This window comes from Roseovarius sp. BRH_c41 (assembly GCF_000961715.1).
Lineage (GTDB): Bacteria > Pseudomonadota > Alphaproteobacteria > Rhodobacterales > Rhodobacteraceae > Roseovarius.
Genome location: NZ_LADY01000056.1, coordinates 166,948 through 185,670, shown reverse-complemented (window position 1 = coordinate 185,670; position 18,723 = coordinate 166,948). Strand labels below are relative to the sequence as shown.

The following is an 18,723-nucleotide window of genomic DNA, read 5'->3' as shown; positions in this document are numbered from 1 at the left end:
CGGATTGGGTGCGCGCGGCCGCGCGGCGCACGCGCGCGGGCGGCACCGTGACGCTTATTCAGCGGGCCGAACGATTGCCGGATTTTCTCGCGACGATGGCGGCGCATCTGGGAAGCCTCGAGATCTTGCCGCTGATTCCGCGCCGGGGCCGTGCCGCGCGGCTGATTCTGGTCCGCGGGCGCAAGGGTGGCCGCGCCGCGCTGCGGCTGCACGACGGTTGGCTGCTTCACGCCGGGCACGACCATGGGCAAGATGGCGAAGATTACACCGCTCCCACCTCGGATGTGCTCAGGAATGCGGCAGCGCTGCCTTTCCCCGCATAATTTATCTAAAATGCCGCAGGCAGTACACCGCGCAGTTTGCAGGTGCAGCGTGACAGTATTGTAAAAATGTGATGCACTTCCCATGTCGAATAGACACCCACCACACAGAGGAGACTGCCCATGAGCTTGAGTTCGCATATTGAAGAACTGAAGAAGAAACATTACGCGCTCTCGGAACAAGTGGAACGGGCGCAGCGCGCGCCGGGCAGCAGCACGCTAGAGATTGCGGAGCTGAAAAAACAGAAACTCAAGATCAAGGAAGAGATAGAACGCCTGTCGGTCAACGCCTGACACGTTTGTGCCTCGCAACACGGGTCTTGTCCGCCAATAGGCTGCGGACAAGGCCTTTTTTATGCCTGCCGCGCAGGTCCGGGATCACTCCACCACGCGACAGGTGAGATTGATCCGCCCGCCCCCGCGCAAAAGGCTGGAACTGCCCGGTCTGATCCGGTCCACCCCGTGATACGCCAGCCGCGCGGCACCGCCCATCACCACCACATCGCCGGAATTGAGCCAGAGCGATTCGGTCTTGCCCCCGCGCGCCAGCGTGCCGATGCGAAACAGCGCATCATCCCCCAGAGAGACCGACAAAACCGGCCAGTTGAAATCAGCCTCGTCGCGGTCCTGATGCATCCCCATCCGCGCCCCCGGCGCATAGAAATTGATCAGGCAGCAGTCGGGCATCCGCACATCGCTGACCAATGCCTGCCAGATCTCCAGCACCTGTGCGGGGATCGCAGGCCACCCCATGCCTTGGGGGTGCTGACGCGCATAGCGATAGCCGCCCCGGTCGCTGATCCAGCCATAGCGCCCCGCAGAGGTCATGCGCACGCTCATGGCTTTGCCAGAGGGCGTGACCGGCTGCAGGAGCGGAGCCTGTGCCACCACATCGCGCAACTCCGTTACCAGATCGGCCTGCATCTGCGGGTTAAGCCAGTCCTTGTAGATCGCGAAATCCCTCAGGATCAGCGTGGGCTCTGTCATCGCATGCCTCCTTTTGCCTCACACAGGGCCAATTTGGACCAAATTTGAGAATTAGCCCGACAGCGACCGCTTGCAGGGGCACATTCCCCTGCCTATATACGCCCGGAAACACTGGTCATGCCATTGGCAGACCTGTCATTCACCGGGGGCCGGATGCCGGAACGGGTCGGGCCTCTGTCATATCGCCTAAGTTAGAAGGGATCGAACAACATGGCCAAAGTTATTGGTATTGACCTCGGCACCACCAACAGCTGCGTCGCGATCATGGACGGCTCTCAGGCCCGCGTGATTGAAAACTCTGAGGGTGCGCGCACAACGCCCTCGATCGTCGCATTCACTGAAACTGAACGTCTCGTCGGCCAGCCCGCCAAGCGGCAGGCTGTGACCAACCCAGAGAACACCATCTTTGGTGTCAAGCGCCTGATCGGTCGTCGTGCAGACGACTCGTTTCTCGCTAAGGACAAGAAGAACATGCCGTTCACCGTCATCGACGGCGGCAATGGTGATGCCTGGGTCAAGGCGCGTGACGAGAAATATTCACCCTCGCAGATTTCCGCCTTCATCCTCGGCAAGATGAAGGAAACCGCCGAGAGCTATCTTGGCGAAGAGGTGACGCAGGCCGTCATCACCGTGCCCGCCTATTTCAATGACGCCCAGCGTCAGGCCACCAAGGACGCCGGTAAAATCGCCGGTCTCGAGGTGCTGCGCATCATCAACGAGCCAACCGCCGCAGCGCTGGCCTATGGGCTGGACAAGCAAGAGACCCACACCATCGCGGTCTATGACCTTGGTGGCGGCACATTCGACGTGACCATCCTCGAGATTGACGATGGTCTGTTCGAAGTGAAATCCACCAACGGCGACACCTTCCTCGGCGGTGAAGACTTTGACATGCGCATCGTCAACTACCTTGCCGACGAGTTCAAGAAAGAGCACGGCGTCGACCTGACCAAGGACAAGATGGCGCTGCAGCGCCTCAAGGAAGCCGCCGAGAAGGCCAAGATCGAGCTCAGCTCCAGCAGCCAGACCGAGATCAACCAGCCGTTCATTTCGATGGGCTCCAATGGCCAGCCGCTGCACATGGTGGTCAAACTGACCCGTGCCAAACTTGAGAGTCTGGTGAATGATCTCATCGCCGCCTCGCTCAAGCCCTGCAAGGCCGCGCTCAAGGATGCGGGCCTGACTGCTGCCGACATTGACGAGGTGGTTCTGGTGGGTGGTATGACCCGCATGCCCCGCGTCGTCGAAGAAGTGACCAAGTTCTTTGGCAAAGAGCCGCATAAGGGTGTGAACCCCGATGAGGTGGTTGCCATGGGTGCCGCCATTCAGGCCGGTGTGCTTCAGGGTGATGTCAAGGATGTGGTGCTGCTCGATGTGACCCCGCTGTCGCTCGGGATTGAAACTTTGGGCGGCGTGTTCACCCGCCTCATTGACCGCAACACAACCATTCCGACGAACAAGAGCCAGATCTTCTCGACCGCAGAGGACAACCAATCGGCGGTGACGATCCGTGTGTTCCAGGGCGAGCGGGAAATGGCGGCGGACAACAAGATGCTGGGCCAGTTCAATCTGGAACACATCCCGCCCGCGCCGCGCGGCATGCCCCAGATCGAGGTGACATTCGACATCGACGCCAATGGCATCGTGTCCGTGTCCGCCAAGGACAAGGGCACCAACAAGGAACAGAAGATCACGATCCAGGCCTCGGGCGGCCTCTCGGACGACGACATCGAAAAGATGATCAAGGACGCCGAAGAGAATGCCGAGTCCGACAAGGCCCGTCGCGAACTGGTCGAGGCCCGCAATCAGGCCGAAAGCCTCATCAACTCGACCGAAAAGTCGATCGAGGAACATGGCGACAAGGTCGATCCGACCACCGTCGAGGCGATCGAATTGGCCATTGCCGCGCTCAAGGACGAGCTTGAGACCGACAATGTCGGCAAGATCAAGTCCGGCATTCAGAACGTGGCCGAAGCGTCGATGAAACTGGGTGAGGCGATCTACAAGTCCAGCCAGAGCGAGCCCGACGATGAGCCGCGCGCGGCGGATCGTGGCGGCGATGAGGATGATATCCTTGACGCCGACTTTGAGGATCTCGACGACAACAAACGCGCCTGAGGCCGTTTTGAACCCAGCGAGGGCCGGTTTGGCAGAGATGTCGACCGGCCCTTGAAGGGTCATACCAAGGAGATCCCCGATGGCCAAACGTGACTATTACGAAGTGCTCGGGTTGTCCAAGGGCGCCTCGGCCGATGATATCAAAAAGGCCTATCGCAAGAAGGCCAAGGAACTTCACCCCGACCGCAATTCCGACAACCCCGACTCCGAACGCCAGTTCAAGGAGGCCGGTGAGGCCTATGACGTGCTCAAGGACGCCGAGAAGAAAGCGGCCTATGACCGCTTTGGCCATGCCGCGTTTGAGGGCGGAATGGGCAATGGCGGCGCGCGCCCCGGTGGCTATGCTGGCGGCGCGGGGCAGGGCGATTTCGCCTCTGCCTTCTCGGATGTGTTCGACGACCTCTTTGGCGATTTCATGGGCGGCGGTGGGCGCGGCGGCGGGCGGCAACGCGCGGCCCGTGGCGCCGACCTGCGCTATAACCTGCGCGTGACGCTGGAAGAGGCCTATTCCGGCCTGCAAAAGACCATCAAGGTGCCCTCGGCAGTCCCCTGTGACGCCTGCGAGGGGTCCGGGGCCGAGGGCGGCGCACAGCCGACCACCTGCCCGACCTGCTCTGGCATGGGCAAGGTGCGCGCGCAGCAGGGTTTCTTTACCGTCGAGCGGACGTGTCCCACCTGCGGCGGTCTGGGTCAGATCATCAAGAACCCCTGCAAGGTCTGTCAGGGTCAGGGCCGCGTCCAAAAGGATCGCGCGCTCTCGGTCAACATTCCGGCCGGGGTGGAAACCGGCACGCGTATCCGGCTTGCCGGTGAGGGTGAGGCGGGCATGCGGGGCGGTCCAGCGGGAGATCTCTATATCTTCATCGACGTGGCCAAGCACGACCTCTTTGAGCGTGACGACACCAACCTCTTTTGCCGCGTGCCGGTCTCGATGACCAAGGCGGCACTTGGCGGCGATATCGAGGTGCCGACCATCGACGGCGGTCGCAGCCGTGTCAAAATCCCGCCAGGCTCGCAATCGGGCCGCCAGATGCGTCTGCGCGCCAAGGGCATGCCCGCCCTGCGCGGCGGCACGCATGGTGACATGTTCATCGAGATGGCGGTGGAAACGCCCGTCAACCTCACCGCGCGCCAGACCGAGCTCTTGCGTGAATTCGAGGCGCTGAGCGAGGATAACAACCCCGAGAGCAAGAGCTTTTTCTCTTCGGTCCGGAGTTTTTGGGATTCGATGAAGAGCTAAGTCAAACCCGGCCCGAGCAGGCCGGGTTTTTACATTTGTCCCGCGCGCGTTAACCACTTGCTAAGGCTCTTGCGGCAAGCTGGGCGCATGAGCAAAGCCCGTGCCTTTTCCGACATGCCCCTGCCCCTCTTTGCCTGCGACGCGGCAGAGGCGACCGCGCCTGAGAAACTGCCCTCTTACATCCGCGATCATCGCAGCCGGTTGCGCAGCCGGTTCCTGCATGGGGGCGCGGCCGCGATGCCGGATTACGAGCTTCTGGAACTTGTGCTCTTTCGGGCCATCCCGCGCCGTGATGCGAAACCGCTGGCACATGCGCTGCTCAGCCAGTTCGGGGATTTCAACGGGGTCATCTCGGCCCCGCTGGAGCGGCTGACTGCCCTGCCCGGCATTGGCGAGGCGGTGGCGGTCGAGCTCAAGATCGTTGAGGCGGCAGCGCATCGTCTGGCCCGCGCCCGTGTGCTGCGGCGTCAGGTGCTGTCCTCTTGGGACGCGCTACTCGACTATTGCCACACCACCATGGCCCATGCCGAGATCGAACAGTTCCGCGTCTTTTACCTCGACCGCAAGAATATCCTCATCGCGGATGAGGAACAGGCGCGCGGCACCGTCGATCACGTGCCCGTCTATCCGCGTGAGGTGGTCAAACGCGCCCTGCAATTGAATGCCAGCGCGCTCATTCTGGCGCATAACCACCCCTCGGGCGATCCCACGCCCTCGGCCGCCGATATCGACATGACGCGACAGCTCCAGACCGCCGCAGAGGCGCTTGGCCTCGCGCTGCATGATCATATCGTGATCGGCAAATCCGTTGAGGTCAGCTTTCGGTCCGCAGGCTATCTCTGAGCCGGGTCAGCGCACCCAAACCTCGACGCGCCGGTTCACCTGCCGCCCCCAGGCGGTGTCGTCGCAGGCCATCGGCATCGCCTCGCCAAAGGCCTCCAGCTCGAGCTTGATCCGCTCCAGATTGGCGGTCTCGGCGGCGCGCACCACAGCGCGCCGCACGGTCTCGGCGCGGCGCAGGGCGATGTCTCGATTGGTGCCCGCTGGTCCGTCGCCATCGGAAAAGCCGACAAAGACAAGCCGCCGTGCATCATAATGCCCCAGTTCCATCGCCCGCGCCAATTGCTCGGCGTTCGAGCGTGATTGCGCATCAAGCCGCACTGATCCGGCCTCGAATCGAAAGGTCGTGGTCAGCCGCTTGAGCGGTCCCAGCACCCGCACCATGCGCTGCAACTCGTCCAGCCCCAATTCCGCGCCCGCCTGCGCAATCGCATTGGCAAACCGGTCGCCTTGGGCGTTGATCTCGATTTCCTCGGGGGTTTGATCCACGAAACCGGCGCGCCGGATCACCAACTGTGCCGAGGGATCGCGCAGATAGGTCATGAATTCACGCCCCAGCTTGGGCAGTCGCCGCGCCGGCAGATAGATAAAGAGCGGCGCAGTCAGCGGATAATCCTCGGTCTTGACGGCGCGGCGCGTGGCGCTGAGGGCAAAACCGCAGTCACCCGTCAGCGCCAGTTCCCAGGTGTTGCCCTGTTCCGAGCGCGTCGTCAGCCCAAGCGCGAAGGGATCCCGCGACACCACCTCGGCAAAGGCCGCGCCATCGGCATGACGCATCGCCCGGTCCAGCACCTGCCGGCCTTCGGGGCGCAACACCTGATCCACACTGGCCTGCCCGATGCCGGTGGTCGCATCCCACAGATGCACGTCAATCGGCGCATCCGGCCCGCCCAGATCGGCCCAATTGGTGATCTCGCCCGACAGCACCCGTGCCAGTTGGCGCAGGCTGATGCCCTGCACCGGATTGCTGGGGGCCACGACCGGAATCAGCGCATCGAGCGCCAGCACCCGCACCTGTCCCTGCGCCGCCAGATTGCCCAATCCCGCCTCTCGCGCGCGCGTGATCTCGTCCTGCCGCGCCTCGCGCAGGGTCATGGCGATATCAGCCTCATCCGTCAAAAGATCGGCAAAACCCTCATCTGTATTGGTCATGCGAAAGAGGAATTCGCCGATCAGAACGCCCGTCTCCCCCTGATGCAGCGCGAAACGCACCTCCTGCGCGCTCAGATCCTCGCGTGTGACATCGTAATCGCCGCGAATGGCAAAGGCCTCGATCAGCGCGGGCATCAACACCCGGCCAATCGTCGGCGCGCCGGAAAAGATCAGCCGCGCCACGTAATGTTCCAGATCCGGACACCCCGGCCCCTCGCAGCCGACACCCGACCCATCGACCGTCAATTCACCGTAAATCGTGTCAACGCGGTAGAACTCTCCGTCGAAGCCCAGCAAATTGCCGGAAATCTCGACCGAGCCATCATGCGACCGCAGCGTGACATCCTGCGCCAGAGCGCGACCCGGAGCGATCACAAATGCCATTATAAATGAAAGTGCGGCGAGGATCGCCGCACGCATCTTTGTCATCACTCGCCCCCTGCAAGACCTTGCCTTAGTTGGAGGCGATCTTCAGGTCATTGAACAGGTTTTTCAACACAAGAAAGTCACCGACCCCCTCACAATCGGGCATCGCGAGCACAATATCCTGCACTTCAAGCCCGGTGTCGCCGGTTGCGATGGATTGCGCCTCAAGATCGCGCCCGCAATTCCCGGCGGTCACCTCGGCCTCGACCTGCACCTGTACCGCGCCTTGGCGTGCCGCCGTGCCGGTCGGAAAGGTATAGACCTCGGCGTGCAGCGCCTGATCCATATCCCGCTCGCCCAGTTGGGTCAGAAAGCCGCCATCGCCCGAGGCCGCGCGCGTCATGTCCTGTTCGGCCTGCGCCCAGACATGACCCGCCGCGCCGAACTCTGCGCCATACTCCAGCGCATGCACATGCAGCGCCGCACCGCCGCGCCATTGCACGACATAGCGATCATAGAGCGCCAGCGTATCCACTGACACACTGGCAAGCGCGCCCTGACCGTCCTCGAAGGCCGCGATGAACACCGCTGACTCGGCCAAGGCCGGCACGTTGAGCGTGCTCTGGCCCTGATCATCGGTCACAGCCGTGAACATCATACCATTGTGGTGCAGGGTGAACCCGGTGTTGGGCTGACAGGGTGCGCTCAACGTCACCTCGACCATCGCGGCGGCCAAGGCGCGCGCCTGCATGCTGTAGTCGCAGGCGAAACTTGGCACGGCCTCTTCCTCGGGTAGCGCGTCGGTCAATGGCGCATCCTGAGCCACCACAAGCGTCACAGGGGCTGCGGGCAGGGCCACAGGCTCTGGCGCGGTCATCGGTGGCACCGCCTCTGCCGAAGTCAGCTCGATCTGGGTGATTTCAACCGGAGTCTCGAGACCCGAGGTGGGGATCATCGCAGCGTTCTGCGCAGGAACCTGCGCGCCCGCCTGCATGAAATACCCGATCCCCAGCGCACAGGCGAGCGTTCCGCCTGCGGTGATGTAACGTCGGACCTTGGACATACCGTTCTCCCTGACACACCAATTGTCTCGGAAGAGGTAACGCTGAAAAATGGCCCCGGTATGGCAGGGAATAGGTGGCAATCGGGCGGGCGGCCTAGGCCAGCCGCCCGTGACAATGCTTGAATTTCTTGCCCGATCCACAGGGGCAGGGATCGTTGCGCCCCGGATTGCCCCATGTCGCAGGGTCAGCTTCATCAAAGCCGGAGGCGGCGCTCTCGTTGACTTCCGCAGGCTCGCCGGTGTCTGCCGCCGCCATCATCGCCGCGCGCTGTTCCGCCATTTCCTGCATCAACTGCTGCTGTTCACCCTCGGTCATGGGACGGATCTGCGCCAGCTTTTGGGTCACATCCATGCGCAGGCTGTCGAGCATGTTTTCGAACAGTTGGAACGCCTCGTTCTTGTATTCATTCAGCGGATCGCGCTGCGCATACCCGCGAAAGCCGACAACGCTGCGCAGATGTTCCAGCGTCAAGAGATGCTCGCGCCACTTGCCGTCGATGGTCTGCAAGAGCACCTGCTTTTCGATCATCCGCATGCTCTCGGGGCCAAATTGCGCCGCCTTGGCCGCCATCATCTCATCGGCGGCCTTTTCCAGCCGCTCGACGATCTCTTCGTCGTCCACGCCTTCTTCGGCGGCCCAGTCGATCACCGGCAGATCCATGCTGAGTTTTTCGATCACCGCCGCATAGAGCCCGTGGGTATCCCACTGATCGGCATAGGTCTTGGGCGGCATGTACTGATCGACCAGATCGTCGATCACCTCGCCGCGCATATCCTTGATGATCTCGCTCAGATCGGCGGCCTTCATGATGTCGAGCCGCTGCTTGAAGATCACCTTGCGCTGCTCGTTCATCACGTCGTCGAACTTCAAGAGCTGCTTGCGGATGTCAAAATTGCGCCCCTCGACCTTGGCCTGTGCGCGCTCCAGCGATTTGTTCACCCAAGGGTGAATGATCGCCTCGCCTTCCTTCATGCCCAGCGTCGCCAACACCTTTTCCAGCCGCTCGGATCCGAAAATCCGCATCAGATCATCCTCAAGGCTGAGGAAGAAGGCGGATTTGCCAGGATCGCCCTGACGGCCAGAGCGGCCGCGCAGCTGATTGTCGATGCGGCGGCTCTCGTGCCGCTCGGTGGCCAGAACAAAGAGCCCGCCAGCGGCCTTGACCGCCTCTTCATCGGCGGCATGTTCGGATTCGATCCGCGTGCGGATCTCTTCGGGGTCGGCCTCGGGATCGGCGGCGATGGCCTCCATGATCTTGAACTCGACATTGCCGCCCAGCTTGATGTCGGTGCCGCGCCCGGCCATGTTGGTGGCGATTGTCACCGCGCCCAGCTTGCCGGCATCTGCGACGATCTGCGCCTCTTTCTCATGCTGACGGGCGTTGAGCACGTTATGGGCAATGCCCGCCTCAGTCAGCAATTTGCTCAGGTTCTCGGATTTCTCGATCGAGGTGGTGCCCACCAGTGTCGGCTGCCCCTTTTCAGAGGCCGTGCGAATGGCCTCGACAATCGCGTCGTATTTCTCGCGCGCGGTGCGGTAAACCGCGTCATCCTTGTCGATCCGTGCGATGGGGCGGTTGGTCGGCACTTCGACCACACCCAGCCCGTAAATCTCGCCAAATTCCTCGGCCTCGGTCAGCGCGGTGCCGGTCATGCCCGACAGCCGCTCATAAAGGCGGAAATAGTTCTGGAATGTCACCTGCGCCAAGGTCACGTTCTCGGGCTGAATAGTGCAGCCTTCCTTGGCCTCGATTGCCTGATGCAACCCGTCCGACAGACGCCGTCCGGCCATCATCCGCCCGGTGAATTCGTCGATCAGCACCACATCGCCGCCCCGGACGATGTAATCCTTGTCCTTGGTAAAGAGCTTGTGCGCGCGCAGCGCCTGATTGACGTGGTGCACGATGGTCGTGCTCTCGGGATCATAGAGCGATTGCCCCTCGGGCAGCACGCCGCGCACACTGAGCAGGTTTTCGAGAAACTCGTTGCCCTCGTCGGTAAAGGTGACGTTGCGGGTCTTCTCATCCAGCTTGTAATGATCGTCCTGCACTTCCTGGATCAGCGTGTTGATCGACTGATAGAGACCGCTGCGATCCTGACTGGGACCCGAGATGATCAAAGGCGTGCGCGCCTCGTCGATCAGGATACTGTCCACCTCGTCGACCACGGCGAAATTATGCCCGCGCTGGTTCATGTCCTCGAGCGAGGATTTCATGTTGTCGCGCAGATAATCAAAGCCAAGTTCGTTGTTGGTGGCATAGGTCACGTCGGCGGCATAGGCCGCCTTTTTCTCGGACTCGGGTTGCTGGGGATAGACCACGCCGGTCGTCATGCCGAGCGCGGCAAACACCTTGCCCATCCATTCGGCATCGCGCTTTGCCAGATAGTCGTTGACCGTGACGATATGCACGCCCTTGCCCGACAGCGCGTTGAGATAGGCGGGAAAGGTCGCGACCAGCGTCTTGCCCTCGCCGGTCTTCATTTCGGCAATGTTGCCCTGATGCAGGAATATCCCGCCCTTGAGCTGAACATCGAACGCGCGCAGCCCCAAGGCCCGGCGCGCACCCTCGCGGCAATTGGCAAAGGCTTCTGGCAGGATCGCATCAAGGGTCTCGCCCCCGGCAATACGGCTGCGGAATTCTGCGGTCTTGTCAATCAGCGCCTGATCGCTCAGCGCCTGATATTCGGGCTCCAGCGCGTTGATCTTTGCGATCAGCGGCCGTGTCGCCTTGATCTTGCGGTCATTCGGGGTGCCGAAGATCTTTTTGGCGACCGTTCCAATACCCAACATGTTCTATCCGTTCCGGTGTTTTGACTATCCGTGACAGGCAACCGCTTGCCCCTCTTGCCGCACCACCCTAAAACGGGCGCAAGACGGCGGTTCTGCCTTGGTCTCAAGGCGATGTAAGGGCCAGCCGGTTGAGTGTCAACGCTGCGCACCCGCGCACCCGCGCCCTGCGCACCACACCAAAGGATGATTTCATGCTCCGCACCCTCTTTTCCACCACCATACTGGTCACCGGACTGGCCCTCACCTCTCCCGCCACAGCCCAGGATACCCCCAGCCCCGAAACGGTGATGGCCACCGTTGGCGGCACCGACATCACCCTTGGGCATATGCTGGCGGTGCGTGCGGCCCTGCCCGAGCAATTTGATCAGACACCCCCCGATGCGTTGTTCAGCGGCGTGCTCGAACAGCTCATCCAGCAGGAATTGCTGGTGCAGGCACATGACGGCGAGATGTCCCGCGCCGCCGCTCTCCGGCTCGAGAACGAGCGCCGCGCCGTGCTGGCCGCCGATGTGGCCGAAGGTGTGGTCAACGCCGACATGACCGAAGAGCGCCTGCAAGCCGCCTATGACGCGCAATATGCGGGGCAAGAGGATCAGACCGAATACAAGGCCGCGCATATCCTCGTCGAGACCGAAGAAGAGGCGCAAAAGTTGGTGGCGGAGTTGGAAGGCGGCGCAAATTTCGCAGCACTCGCGCAAGAGCATTCCACCGGCCCGTCCGGCCCCTCGGGCGGCGATCTGGGCTGGTTCGGTGATGGCGTGATGGTGCCAGAGTTCTTTGCGGCGGTTGCAGCCCTCGAGGTCGGAGACGTTTCCGCCCCGTTGCAGACGCAATTCGGCTGGCATGTGATCCAACTCAACGAGACTCGCGTCAAGGAACGCCCAACGCTCGATGCGGTGCGCGAGGATTTGGCGAACACCCTGCGCCGCGACGCATTCAATGCCTTCATGACCGAACGCGAGGCCGCAACCGAGATTGTGCGCTCCGACAGTAGCACCATGGACCCGGCCGTGATCAACCAAACCGACTTGCTGGAGAACTGAGCCATGGGTGCCAAACCGCCGCTATCCCCGCTTGCCCCGGCGGGATTTCCCACGCTGCCGGTGATTGGTGGCGTCAGCTTTGCCACCACCGAGGCCGGGGTGCGCTATCAGAATCGCACCGATGTGCTCTTGGTCAGCTTGGCACCCGGCACTGCGATGGCGGGGGCCTTTACCCGCTCTGCGACCCGCTCCGCGGCGGTGCTTGATTGTCAGGACAAGATCGGCGGCGATCCGACCCCCGGTGCCGCAATCGTGGTCAACTCGGGCAATGCCAATGCCTTTACCGGGCGGCGCGGAGCCGCCTCGGTGCAGGCCATTACCGAGGCGGCGGCCAAGACGCTGGGCATTCCCGCCACCCGCGTCTTTTCCTCCTCGACCGGCGTGATCGGAGAGCCGCTGCCGCATGAGCGCATCATCGACAAACTCGATGATCTGGCTGCGGCCCTCTCACCCCATGCGATAGAGACCGCAGCCCGCGCCATCATGACCACCGATACCTTTGCCAAAGGGGCCTCAGAAACCGTGATTATCGACGGGCAGGCCGTGCATATCGCGGGCATCGCCAAGGGGTCTGGCATGATCGCCCCGGATATGGCGACTATGCTGGTCTATATCTTTACCGATGCGGCCATAGATCAGGACGTCTTGCAGGACATGGTCAGCGCGCTTAATCGCACGACCTTTAACTGCATCACGGTCGATAGTGACACCTCGACCTCTGACACGCTGCTTGTGGCAGCCACCGGGGCTTCGGGCATCCGCGTGACCGAGAACAGCATGGGCTTCATGGAAGGGCTGCGCCGCGTCATGCTCGACCTGGCGCATCAGGTGGTGCGCGATGGTGAAGGGGCGACGAAATTTGTTGAAATTTCCGTCACCGGCGCCGCCTCGGACGCTGAGGCGCATATCCACGCCAAGGCCATCGCCAATTCGCCGCTGATCAAGACGGCCATAGCGGGCGAAGACCCCAATTGGGGGCGTGTCGTCATGGCCATCGGGAAATCCGGCGCACGGGCGGACCGCGATCTGCTGGCGATCTGGTTTGGCACCATGCAGGTGGCCAAGGACGGCTTTGTCAGCCCCAGCTATGACGAGGCCGCCGCCGCCACCTATATGAAGCAGCAAGACATCGTCATTCACGTCGATCTGGGCCTTGGCGGCGGCACGGCGCGCGTCTGGACCTGCGATCTCACGCATGGCTATATCGACATCAACGCGGATTACCGCTCGTGAAAACCGTTCTGGTGTCGGCGGTCGCCCTGATTGACGTGGACGGCCGCATTCTGTTGACCCAGAGACCGGACGGCAAATCCATGGCCGGTCTCTGGGAGTTTCCCGGCGGCAAGGTTGAGCCGGGCGAGACGCCAGAGGTGGCGCTGATCCGCGAACTTGACGAGGAGTTGGGGATCAACACCTGGGCCAGTTGCCTCGCACCTCTGACCTTTGCCAGCCATACCTATCCTGAGTTTCACCTGCTGATGCCGCTCTTTGCCTGTCGCAAATGGGAGGGAATCGTGCAGGGGCGCGAGGGTCAGGCGCTCAAATGGGTACGCGCGGCGGACCTGCGGTCCTACCCCATGCCCCCCGCCGATATTCCCCTGATTCCCATCCTGCGGGACTGGCTGTGACGTGATTCGCACCGCAAACGGGCGTCATGAAATTTGAGCCGTCAACTATTTCCTATGAAAACAAATAGTATTTCGGGCCAGCACAAGAAAATGCACAATTTATGGAAATGTTTGTTTCTTTTTTACTAGATATGGAAATAATCAAAGCATCTTTACGGAGTTGTCACATTCGGGGGAATGACATGCTGCGCACCGTTCAATTAGGCTCTTGCGTCTCAATTCAGGGAATATTCGTTCGGCTGCTGAGCAATGGCCTGATGCAGGTCAGGGTTGGGAACCGTCTCTATTCCGGCCACCCGGTCGCATCCCGCGCCGCCTGAGCCACCATCGACAGACCAATGAAAAAGGGCAGCCCATTCGGCTGCCCCTTTCATTGGTTCATCCTGAACACCTGACTTACGCCAGTGTGCGCACCACTTCTTCGCGCTCAAAGATTTCGATGACATCATCGGGGCGAATATCGTCATAGTTCTCGAACGCCATACCGCATTCCTGACCGGACTGCACCTCGTTGACGTCGTCCTTGAACCGCTTGAGCGTCTTGAGCGTGCCCTCATGGACCACGACATCGTCGCGCAACAGACGCACACCGGCGGACCGCCGTGCAACGCCTTCGGTCACCAAACAGCCAGCCACGCGACCAATGCCAGTCACCTTGAAGACTTCCTTGATCTTGGCATAGCCGATGAACTTCTCGCGAATTTCATTGCCCAAGAGACCGCTTGCGGCGGCTTTCACATCGTCGACGAGATCGTAGATCACCGAGTAATACCGGATCTCCACACCCTTTTGGTTGGCGCTGTTGCGTGCCGGCGCATTGGCCCGCACGTTAAAGCCGAACACCGGCGCGCCTGACGCCTCGGCCAGACCGATATCGGATTCGGTGATGGCGCCGACACCCGAATGAAGCACGCGCACGCGCACCTCGTCGTTGCCGATCTTCTCCATCGCCTGAACAATCGCTTCGGCAGAGCCTTGCACGTCCGCCTTGACGACGATCGGCATCTCCTTGACGTTCTCGTCTTCCTTGGCCTTGGCCAATAGCTGCTCCAGCGTGGTGCCAGCCCCGGCAGCGGCGCGCTTTTCTTTCGACGCGCTCTCGCGGTATTCCGCGATCTCGCGCGCCTGCGCCTCGGTCTCGACCACGTTCAGAACGTCGCCCGCTTCGGGGGTGCCATTCAGACCCAGAACCTCGACCGGCACCGACGGACCCGCTTCCTTGATCCGCTCGCCACGGTCGTTGATCAGCGCCCGCACCTTGCCATACTGCTCGCCCACGACAAAGATATCGCCCTGACGCAGCGTCCCCTTCTTGACCAGCACGGTTGCGACCGGACCGCGGCCCACATCCAACTGCGCCTCGATCACCGCACCCTCAGCCGCCCGGTTCGGGTTGGCCTTGAGTTCGAGAATCTCCGCCTGAAGGGCGATCGCCTCCAACAGCTCATCCAGACCTTGTCCGGTGACGGCCGAAACCTCGACATCCTGAACATCGCCGGACATCTGTTCGACAATCACTTCATGCTGCAAGAGATCGGTCCGCACTTTCTGCGGATTGGCCTCGTATTTGTCGATCTTGTTGATCGCCACGATCATCGGCACCTTGGCCGCCTTGGCGTGGTTGATGGCCTCGATGGTTTGCGGCATCACCGCATCATCGGCCGCCACGACCAGAACCACGATATCCGTCACCTGCGCGCCACGGGCCCGCATGCTGGTAAAGGCCGCGTGACCGGGCGTGTCGAGGAAGGTCAGCATCGCGCCGCTGTCGGTCTTGACCTGATAGGCCCCGATATGCTGCGTGATCCCCCCGGCCTCGCCGGCGACAACCTTGGCATCGCGGATCGCATCCAGAAGCGACGTCTTGCCGTGGTCGACATGGCCCATGATGGTGACGACCGGCGGGCGCGAGATCATATCCTCGGGCTTGTCATCGACCTGATCAATCACATCCTCGACGTCCGAGTCGCTCACGCGCACCACACGGTGCCCGAATTCCTCGATGATCAACTCTGCGGTATCGGCATCAATCGACTGGTTCTGCGTGACCATCATGCCGCTTTGCATCAGCGCCTTGACGACATCGCCCACGCGCTCGGCCATCCGGTTGGCGAGTTCCGAAACCATGATCACTTCGGGCAGTTGCACGTCGCGCACGATCTTTTCGCGCTCTTGCAAGCCGCCCATTGCCTTTTGCCGCGCGCGCTCTTGCTTGCGCTTCATCGCGGCCATGGATTTCTGGCGACCGCCTTCACCACCAGACAGGGCCTGATTGAGCGTCAGCTTGCCGGACCGGCGCGCATCATCCGTGCCACGCGCCTTGCCCCGGCGGGATTGCTGATCGTCTTCCTCACGCTTGCGCGCAACGGGGGCCACCTTGGAGGCGGGCGCCCGAGACGGAGCCGCCGCAGGCACTGCATCCGGCTCTGCCGCCGATGCCGCCGCCTTGAGAGCGGCTTGCTCTGTTGCACGCTTCTGGCGTTCGTCTTCCTCGACCTTGGCGCGGGCCTTTTCCTCGGCCTCGCGCTGCTCGCGCTCTTTGGCCTCGGCCTCTTCGCGGCGGCGCATACGCTCTTCTTCGCGGGCCTTTTCATCGGCTTCGCGCTGTGCTGCATCCTCGGTCTCGCGCGCTCTGGCTGCGGCGAGCGCGCGCATCCGGCGCTCCAGCTCTGCATCAGAGATCCCGGCCGGGCGCTTGGACGCGCTGGTGATACCCGAAGACGTTCCAGCCCCGGCAGCGCCGGTCGCGGCGGCGGTGGGCTTGGGCACGACGACGCGCTTGCGCTTGGTTTCCACCACGACGTTCTTGGTCCGGCCATGGCTGAAGCTCTGCTTCACGTTCCCCGGCCGGGAACCCGCGCCACGCACACCCAATGGTTTTTTTCCGTCGTTGTCGCTCATAGTCTTCTACTTTCCTTTCCGGCGCGCTGTCTCGCCGTCCGAGACGCGCAGACCTTTCAGTCTTGCCGCCTCCTCTACAACACGTTGCAACAAACCTCCAGCACCCAGTGCCGCGTGGATTGTGGTTTGTCGACCAAAGGCCTGGCCCAGCTCATCCGCTGTCAGCCACCCGATGAATGAGCCGCCATGCGGCGTGCTCAGCTTTGATTTTCCGCGTTCAGAGCCATCGCTGGCCTGAATAAGAACACGCGCATCCTCGCGCATGAGCATGTCCTTGACCTTCTCATATCCCGACACCGCGCGCCCGCCCTTGCGGGCAAGGCTGATGAGGTCGATCACCCGCCGCACCAAGAGGGCCTCGACCTTATCGGTCAGACCTTCGGGCACCTGCACAGGCTGCTTGGCGGCGCGGGCAAACAGACCCTTGGTTGCCGCCTTGTCCAAGGCCGCCCGATCCGCGGCGACCCATATGCCACGCCCCGGCAGCTTTTCCGCCAGATCCGGGGCAATCTGCCCCTCGGGACCGATCACAAAGCGGATAAGCCCGTGTTTTGGCTGCACCTCGCCTGTGGCGATGCATTTACGCTCGGGACCGTCGCTCCGGTCTTTGGGTTCACCACCGCGCCCCATCCTGTGCTCCAAGGCCTGAAGGATCAGGCCTCGGCCTCCTCGTCATCACCGTCGATCTCGCTGTCGTCGGCATCGGTTTCGAGTTCGGTCGGATCGACCCAGCCCAGCATCACGCGGGCGGTCATCACCATATGTTGCGCCTCTTCCAGCGAGACGTCAAATTTCTCCAGAATACCCTCGTCCTTGACGCGCTCGCCCTTGACCGTGGTCCAGCCGCCGGCCAGCTCCCAATCGGCGCAGGTGGCGAAATCCTCGAGCGATTTCACATCGTCCTCGGCCAGCGCCAGCACCATCTGCGGGGTCAGACCCTCGAACGCAATCAGACTGTCCTCGACACCCAGTTCGCGCGCCTTGTCCAGCGCCGCCTTGGTCTGTGCCTCGATCACATCACGCGCCCGCGCCTGAAGCTCTGCCGCGGTGTCCTCGTCAACGCCGTCGATCACGAGCAGTTCGTCGAGATCGACATAGGCCACCTCTTCGAGGTTGGTGAACCCTTCAGAGACCAGCAACTGCGCAAAGAACTCGTCCAGATCGAGCGTATCGACAAACAGCTTGGTGCGCTCTTCGAATTCCTTCTGACGGCGCTCGCTATCTTCGGCCTCGGTCATGATGTCGATATCAAGCCCGGTCAATTGGCTGGCCAGACGCACGTTTTGACCACGACGCCCAATGGCAAGGCTCAGCTGCTCTTCCGGCACCACAACTTCGATGCGCTGCGCGTCCTCGTCGATCACCACCTTGCTGACCTCGGCCGGCTGGAGCGCGTTGACAAGGAAGGTCGCCTGATCCTCGTTCCACGGGATGATGTCGATCTTTTCACCCTGCAATTCGTTGACCACCGCCTGAACCCGGCTGCCGCGCATACCGACGCAGGCACCGACCGGATCAATCGAACTGTCATAGCTGATCACGGCAATCTTGGCCCGGCTGCCCGGATCGCGCGCCACGGCCTTGATCTCGATGATACCGTCGTAAATCTCGGGCACTTCCATCTTGAACAGTTCGGCCATGAACTGCGGATCGGTGCGGCTGAGGAAGATCTGCGGCCCGCGCTGTTCGCGGCGCACATCCTTGATGTAGCAACGCACGCGGTCATTGGGGCGATAGGCTTCGCGCCCGATCTTTTCGTTGCGGCGCAGGATCGCTTCACCCCGGCCCACATCGACGATGACGTTGCCATATTCCTCGCGCTTGACCACCCCGTTGATGATCGTGCCGACGCGGTCCTTGAACTCTTCGAACTGACGATCGCGCTCGGCCTCGCGCACCTTTTGCAGAATGACCTGCTTGGCGCTCTGCGCGGCGATCCGGCCCATTTCCACCGGCGGCACTTCTTCGACAAAGGCATCGCCGACCTTGGGGTCGTCCAGAAACTGCTTGGCCTGCTCGACCGTCATTTCCGCCTGATAATTCTCGAGCGCGTCATCCGCGACCACGGTCCGCACGCGGGTGAATTTGGCACGGCCCGTCTTACGGTCGATCTCCACCCGAATATCCATCTCGCTGCCGTAGCGGCTCTTGGCGGCGCGGGCGAGGCTCTCTTCCATCGCTTCGACCACCAGTGCCGGGTCGATCATCTTTTCGCGCGCGACCGCTTCTGCGGTCTGCAACAGCTCCAGCTGGTTGGCGGATGTGATTGCCATC

15 protein-coding genes and 1 pseudogene are annotated in these 18,723 nt (G+C 62.0%); 8 read left to right on the top strand and 8 right to left on the bottom strand.

From position 1 onward, the window contains the following. Positions 1-323 (top strand): annotated as a pseudogene (locus tag VR71_RS17330) (methyltransferase); the annotation flags it as partial. 120 nt (positions 324-443) lie between these two features. After that, on the top strand, positions 444-614 hold the full coding sequence (locus VR71_RS25200) for a DUF465 domain-containing protein (protein WP_009816928.1): 171 nt from the start codon (positions 444-446) through the stop codon (positions 612-614). An 84-nt stretch (positions 615-698) separates the two neighbouring features. Here VR71_RS25200 and VR71_RS17325 read toward each other — a convergent pair whose 3' ends face one another. Further along, positions 699-1,307, bottom strand: coding sequence for an alpha-ketoglutarate-dependent dioxygenase AlkB (locus tag VR71_RS17325; protein ID WP_045685909.1), 609 nt, complete (start codon positions 1,305-1,307; stop codon positions 699-701). Positions 1,308-1,517: 210 nt separating this feature from the next. On the opposite strand from VR71_RS17325, the gene dnaK reads away from it, so the two are divergent. The 3 genes from dnaK (at position 1,518) to radC (ending at position 5,508) form a co-directional block, all read left to right on the top strand. After that, positions 1,518-3,425, top strand: coding sequence for a molecular chaperone DnaK (gene dnaK / locus VR71_RS17320; RefSeq protein WP_009816926.1), 1,908 nt, complete (start codon positions 1,518-1,520; stop codon positions 3,423-3,425). A 79-nt stretch (positions 3,426-3,504) separates the two neighbouring features. Next, a complete protein-coding gene (dnaJ, locus tag VR71_RS17315) occupies positions 3,505-4,665 on the top strand; it encodes a molecular chaperone DnaJ (RefSeq protein ID WP_009816925.1) in 1,161 nt (386 codons plus the stop codon). Positions 4,666-4,752: 87 nt separating this feature from the next. Beyond that, complete coding sequence (radC, locus tag VR71_RS17310; protein WP_045685908.1) at positions 4,753-5,508, top strand: DNA repair protein RadC; 756 nt, start codon at positions 4,753-4,755, stop codon at positions 5,506-5,508. A 6-nt stretch (positions 5,509-5,514) separates the two neighbouring features. Here the strand turns inward: radC and VR71_RS17305 are convergent, their stop codons facing one another. From VR71_RS17305 to secA, 3 genes are all read right to left on the bottom strand, one after another. Further along, the gene (locus VR71_RS17305; protein ID WP_296430529.1) at positions 5,515-7,086 is read right to left on the bottom strand and encodes a phosphate ABC transporter substrate-binding/OmpA family protein; all 1,572 of its coding nucleotides are present in this window, start codon (positions 7,084-7,086) and stop codon (positions 5,515-5,517) included. A 25-nt stretch (positions 7,087-7,111) separates the two neighbouring features. Next, positions 7,112-8,086 carry a hypothetical protein gene (locus tag VR71_RS17300; protein ID WP_045685906.1) on the bottom strand — a complete coding sequence of 325 codons (975 nt, stop codon included), beginning with the start codon at positions 8,084-8,086 and terminating at the stop codon, positions 7,112-7,114. 94 nt (positions 8,087-8,180) lie between these two features. Next, on the bottom strand, positions 8,181-10,877 hold the full coding sequence (gene secA / locus VR71_RS17295; RefSeq protein WP_009816921.1) for a preprotein translocase subunit SecA: 2,697 nt from the start codon (positions 10,875-10,877) through the stop codon (positions 8,181-8,183). 191 nt (positions 10,878-11,068) lie between these two features. Here secA and VR71_RS17290 point away from each other — a divergent pair, with 191 nt between their 5' ends. From VR71_RS17290 to mutT, 3 genes are read left to right on the top strand one after another with little or no spacing between them, the layout of a single operon-like run. Next, complete coding sequence (locus tag VR71_RS17290) at positions 11,069-11,920, top strand: peptidylprolyl isomerase (RefSeq protein WP_045685929.1); 852 nt, start codon at positions 11,069-11,071, stop codon at positions 11,918-11,920. A 3-nt stretch (positions 11,921-11,923) separates the two neighbouring features. Beyond that, a complete protein-coding gene (gene argJ, locus VR71_RS17285; RefSeq protein ID WP_045685905.1) occupies positions 11,924-13,153 on the top strand; it encodes a bifunctional glutamate N-acetyltransferase/amino-acid acetyltransferase ArgJ in 1,230 nt (409 codons plus the stop codon). Next, on the top strand, positions 13,150-13,548 hold the full coding sequence (mutT, locus tag VR71_RS17280) for an 8-oxo-dGTP diphosphatase MutT (protein ID WP_009816918.1): 399 nt from the start codon (positions 13,150-13,152) through the stop codon (positions 13,546-13,548). The genes argJ and mutT overlap by 4 nt, the downstream gene beginning before the upstream one ends. A 215-nt stretch (positions 13,549-13,763) precedes the next feature. Here the strand turns inward: mutT and VR71_RS25195 are convergent, their stop codons facing one another. Genes VR71_RS25195 through nusA form a run of 4 tightly spaced genes read right to left on the bottom strand, consistent with a single transcriptional unit; the run spans position 13,764 to position 18,722 of the window. Next, a complete protein-coding gene (locus VR71_RS25195) occupies positions 13,764-13,922 on the bottom strand; it encodes a hypothetical protein (RefSeq protein ID WP_296430538.1) in 159 nt (52 codons plus the stop codon). Positions 13,923-13,944: 22 nt separating this feature from the next. Then, positions 13,945-16,449 carry a translation initiation factor IF-2 gene (gene infB / locus VR71_RS17275; protein ID WP_045685904.1) on the bottom strand — a complete coding sequence of 835 codons (2,505 nt, stop codon included), beginning with the start codon at positions 16,447-16,449 and terminating at the stop codon, positions 13,945-13,947. Positions 16,450-16,455: 6 nt separating this feature from the next. After that, positions 16,456-17,079 carry an RNA-binding protein gene (locus VR71_RS17270; protein ID WP_009816916.1) on the bottom strand — a complete coding sequence of 208 codons (624 nt, stop codon included), beginning with the start codon at positions 17,077-17,079 and terminating at the stop codon, positions 16,456-16,458. 23 nt (positions 17,080-17,102) lie between these two features. Then, positions 17,103-18,722: a transcription termination factor NusA gene (gene nusA, locus VR71_RS17265; RefSeq protein WP_009816915.1), complete on the bottom strand. Its 1,620-nt coding sequence runs from the start codon at positions 18,720-18,722 to the stop codon at positions 17,103-17,105. Between the last annotated feature and the right edge of the window lies 1 nt (position 18,723).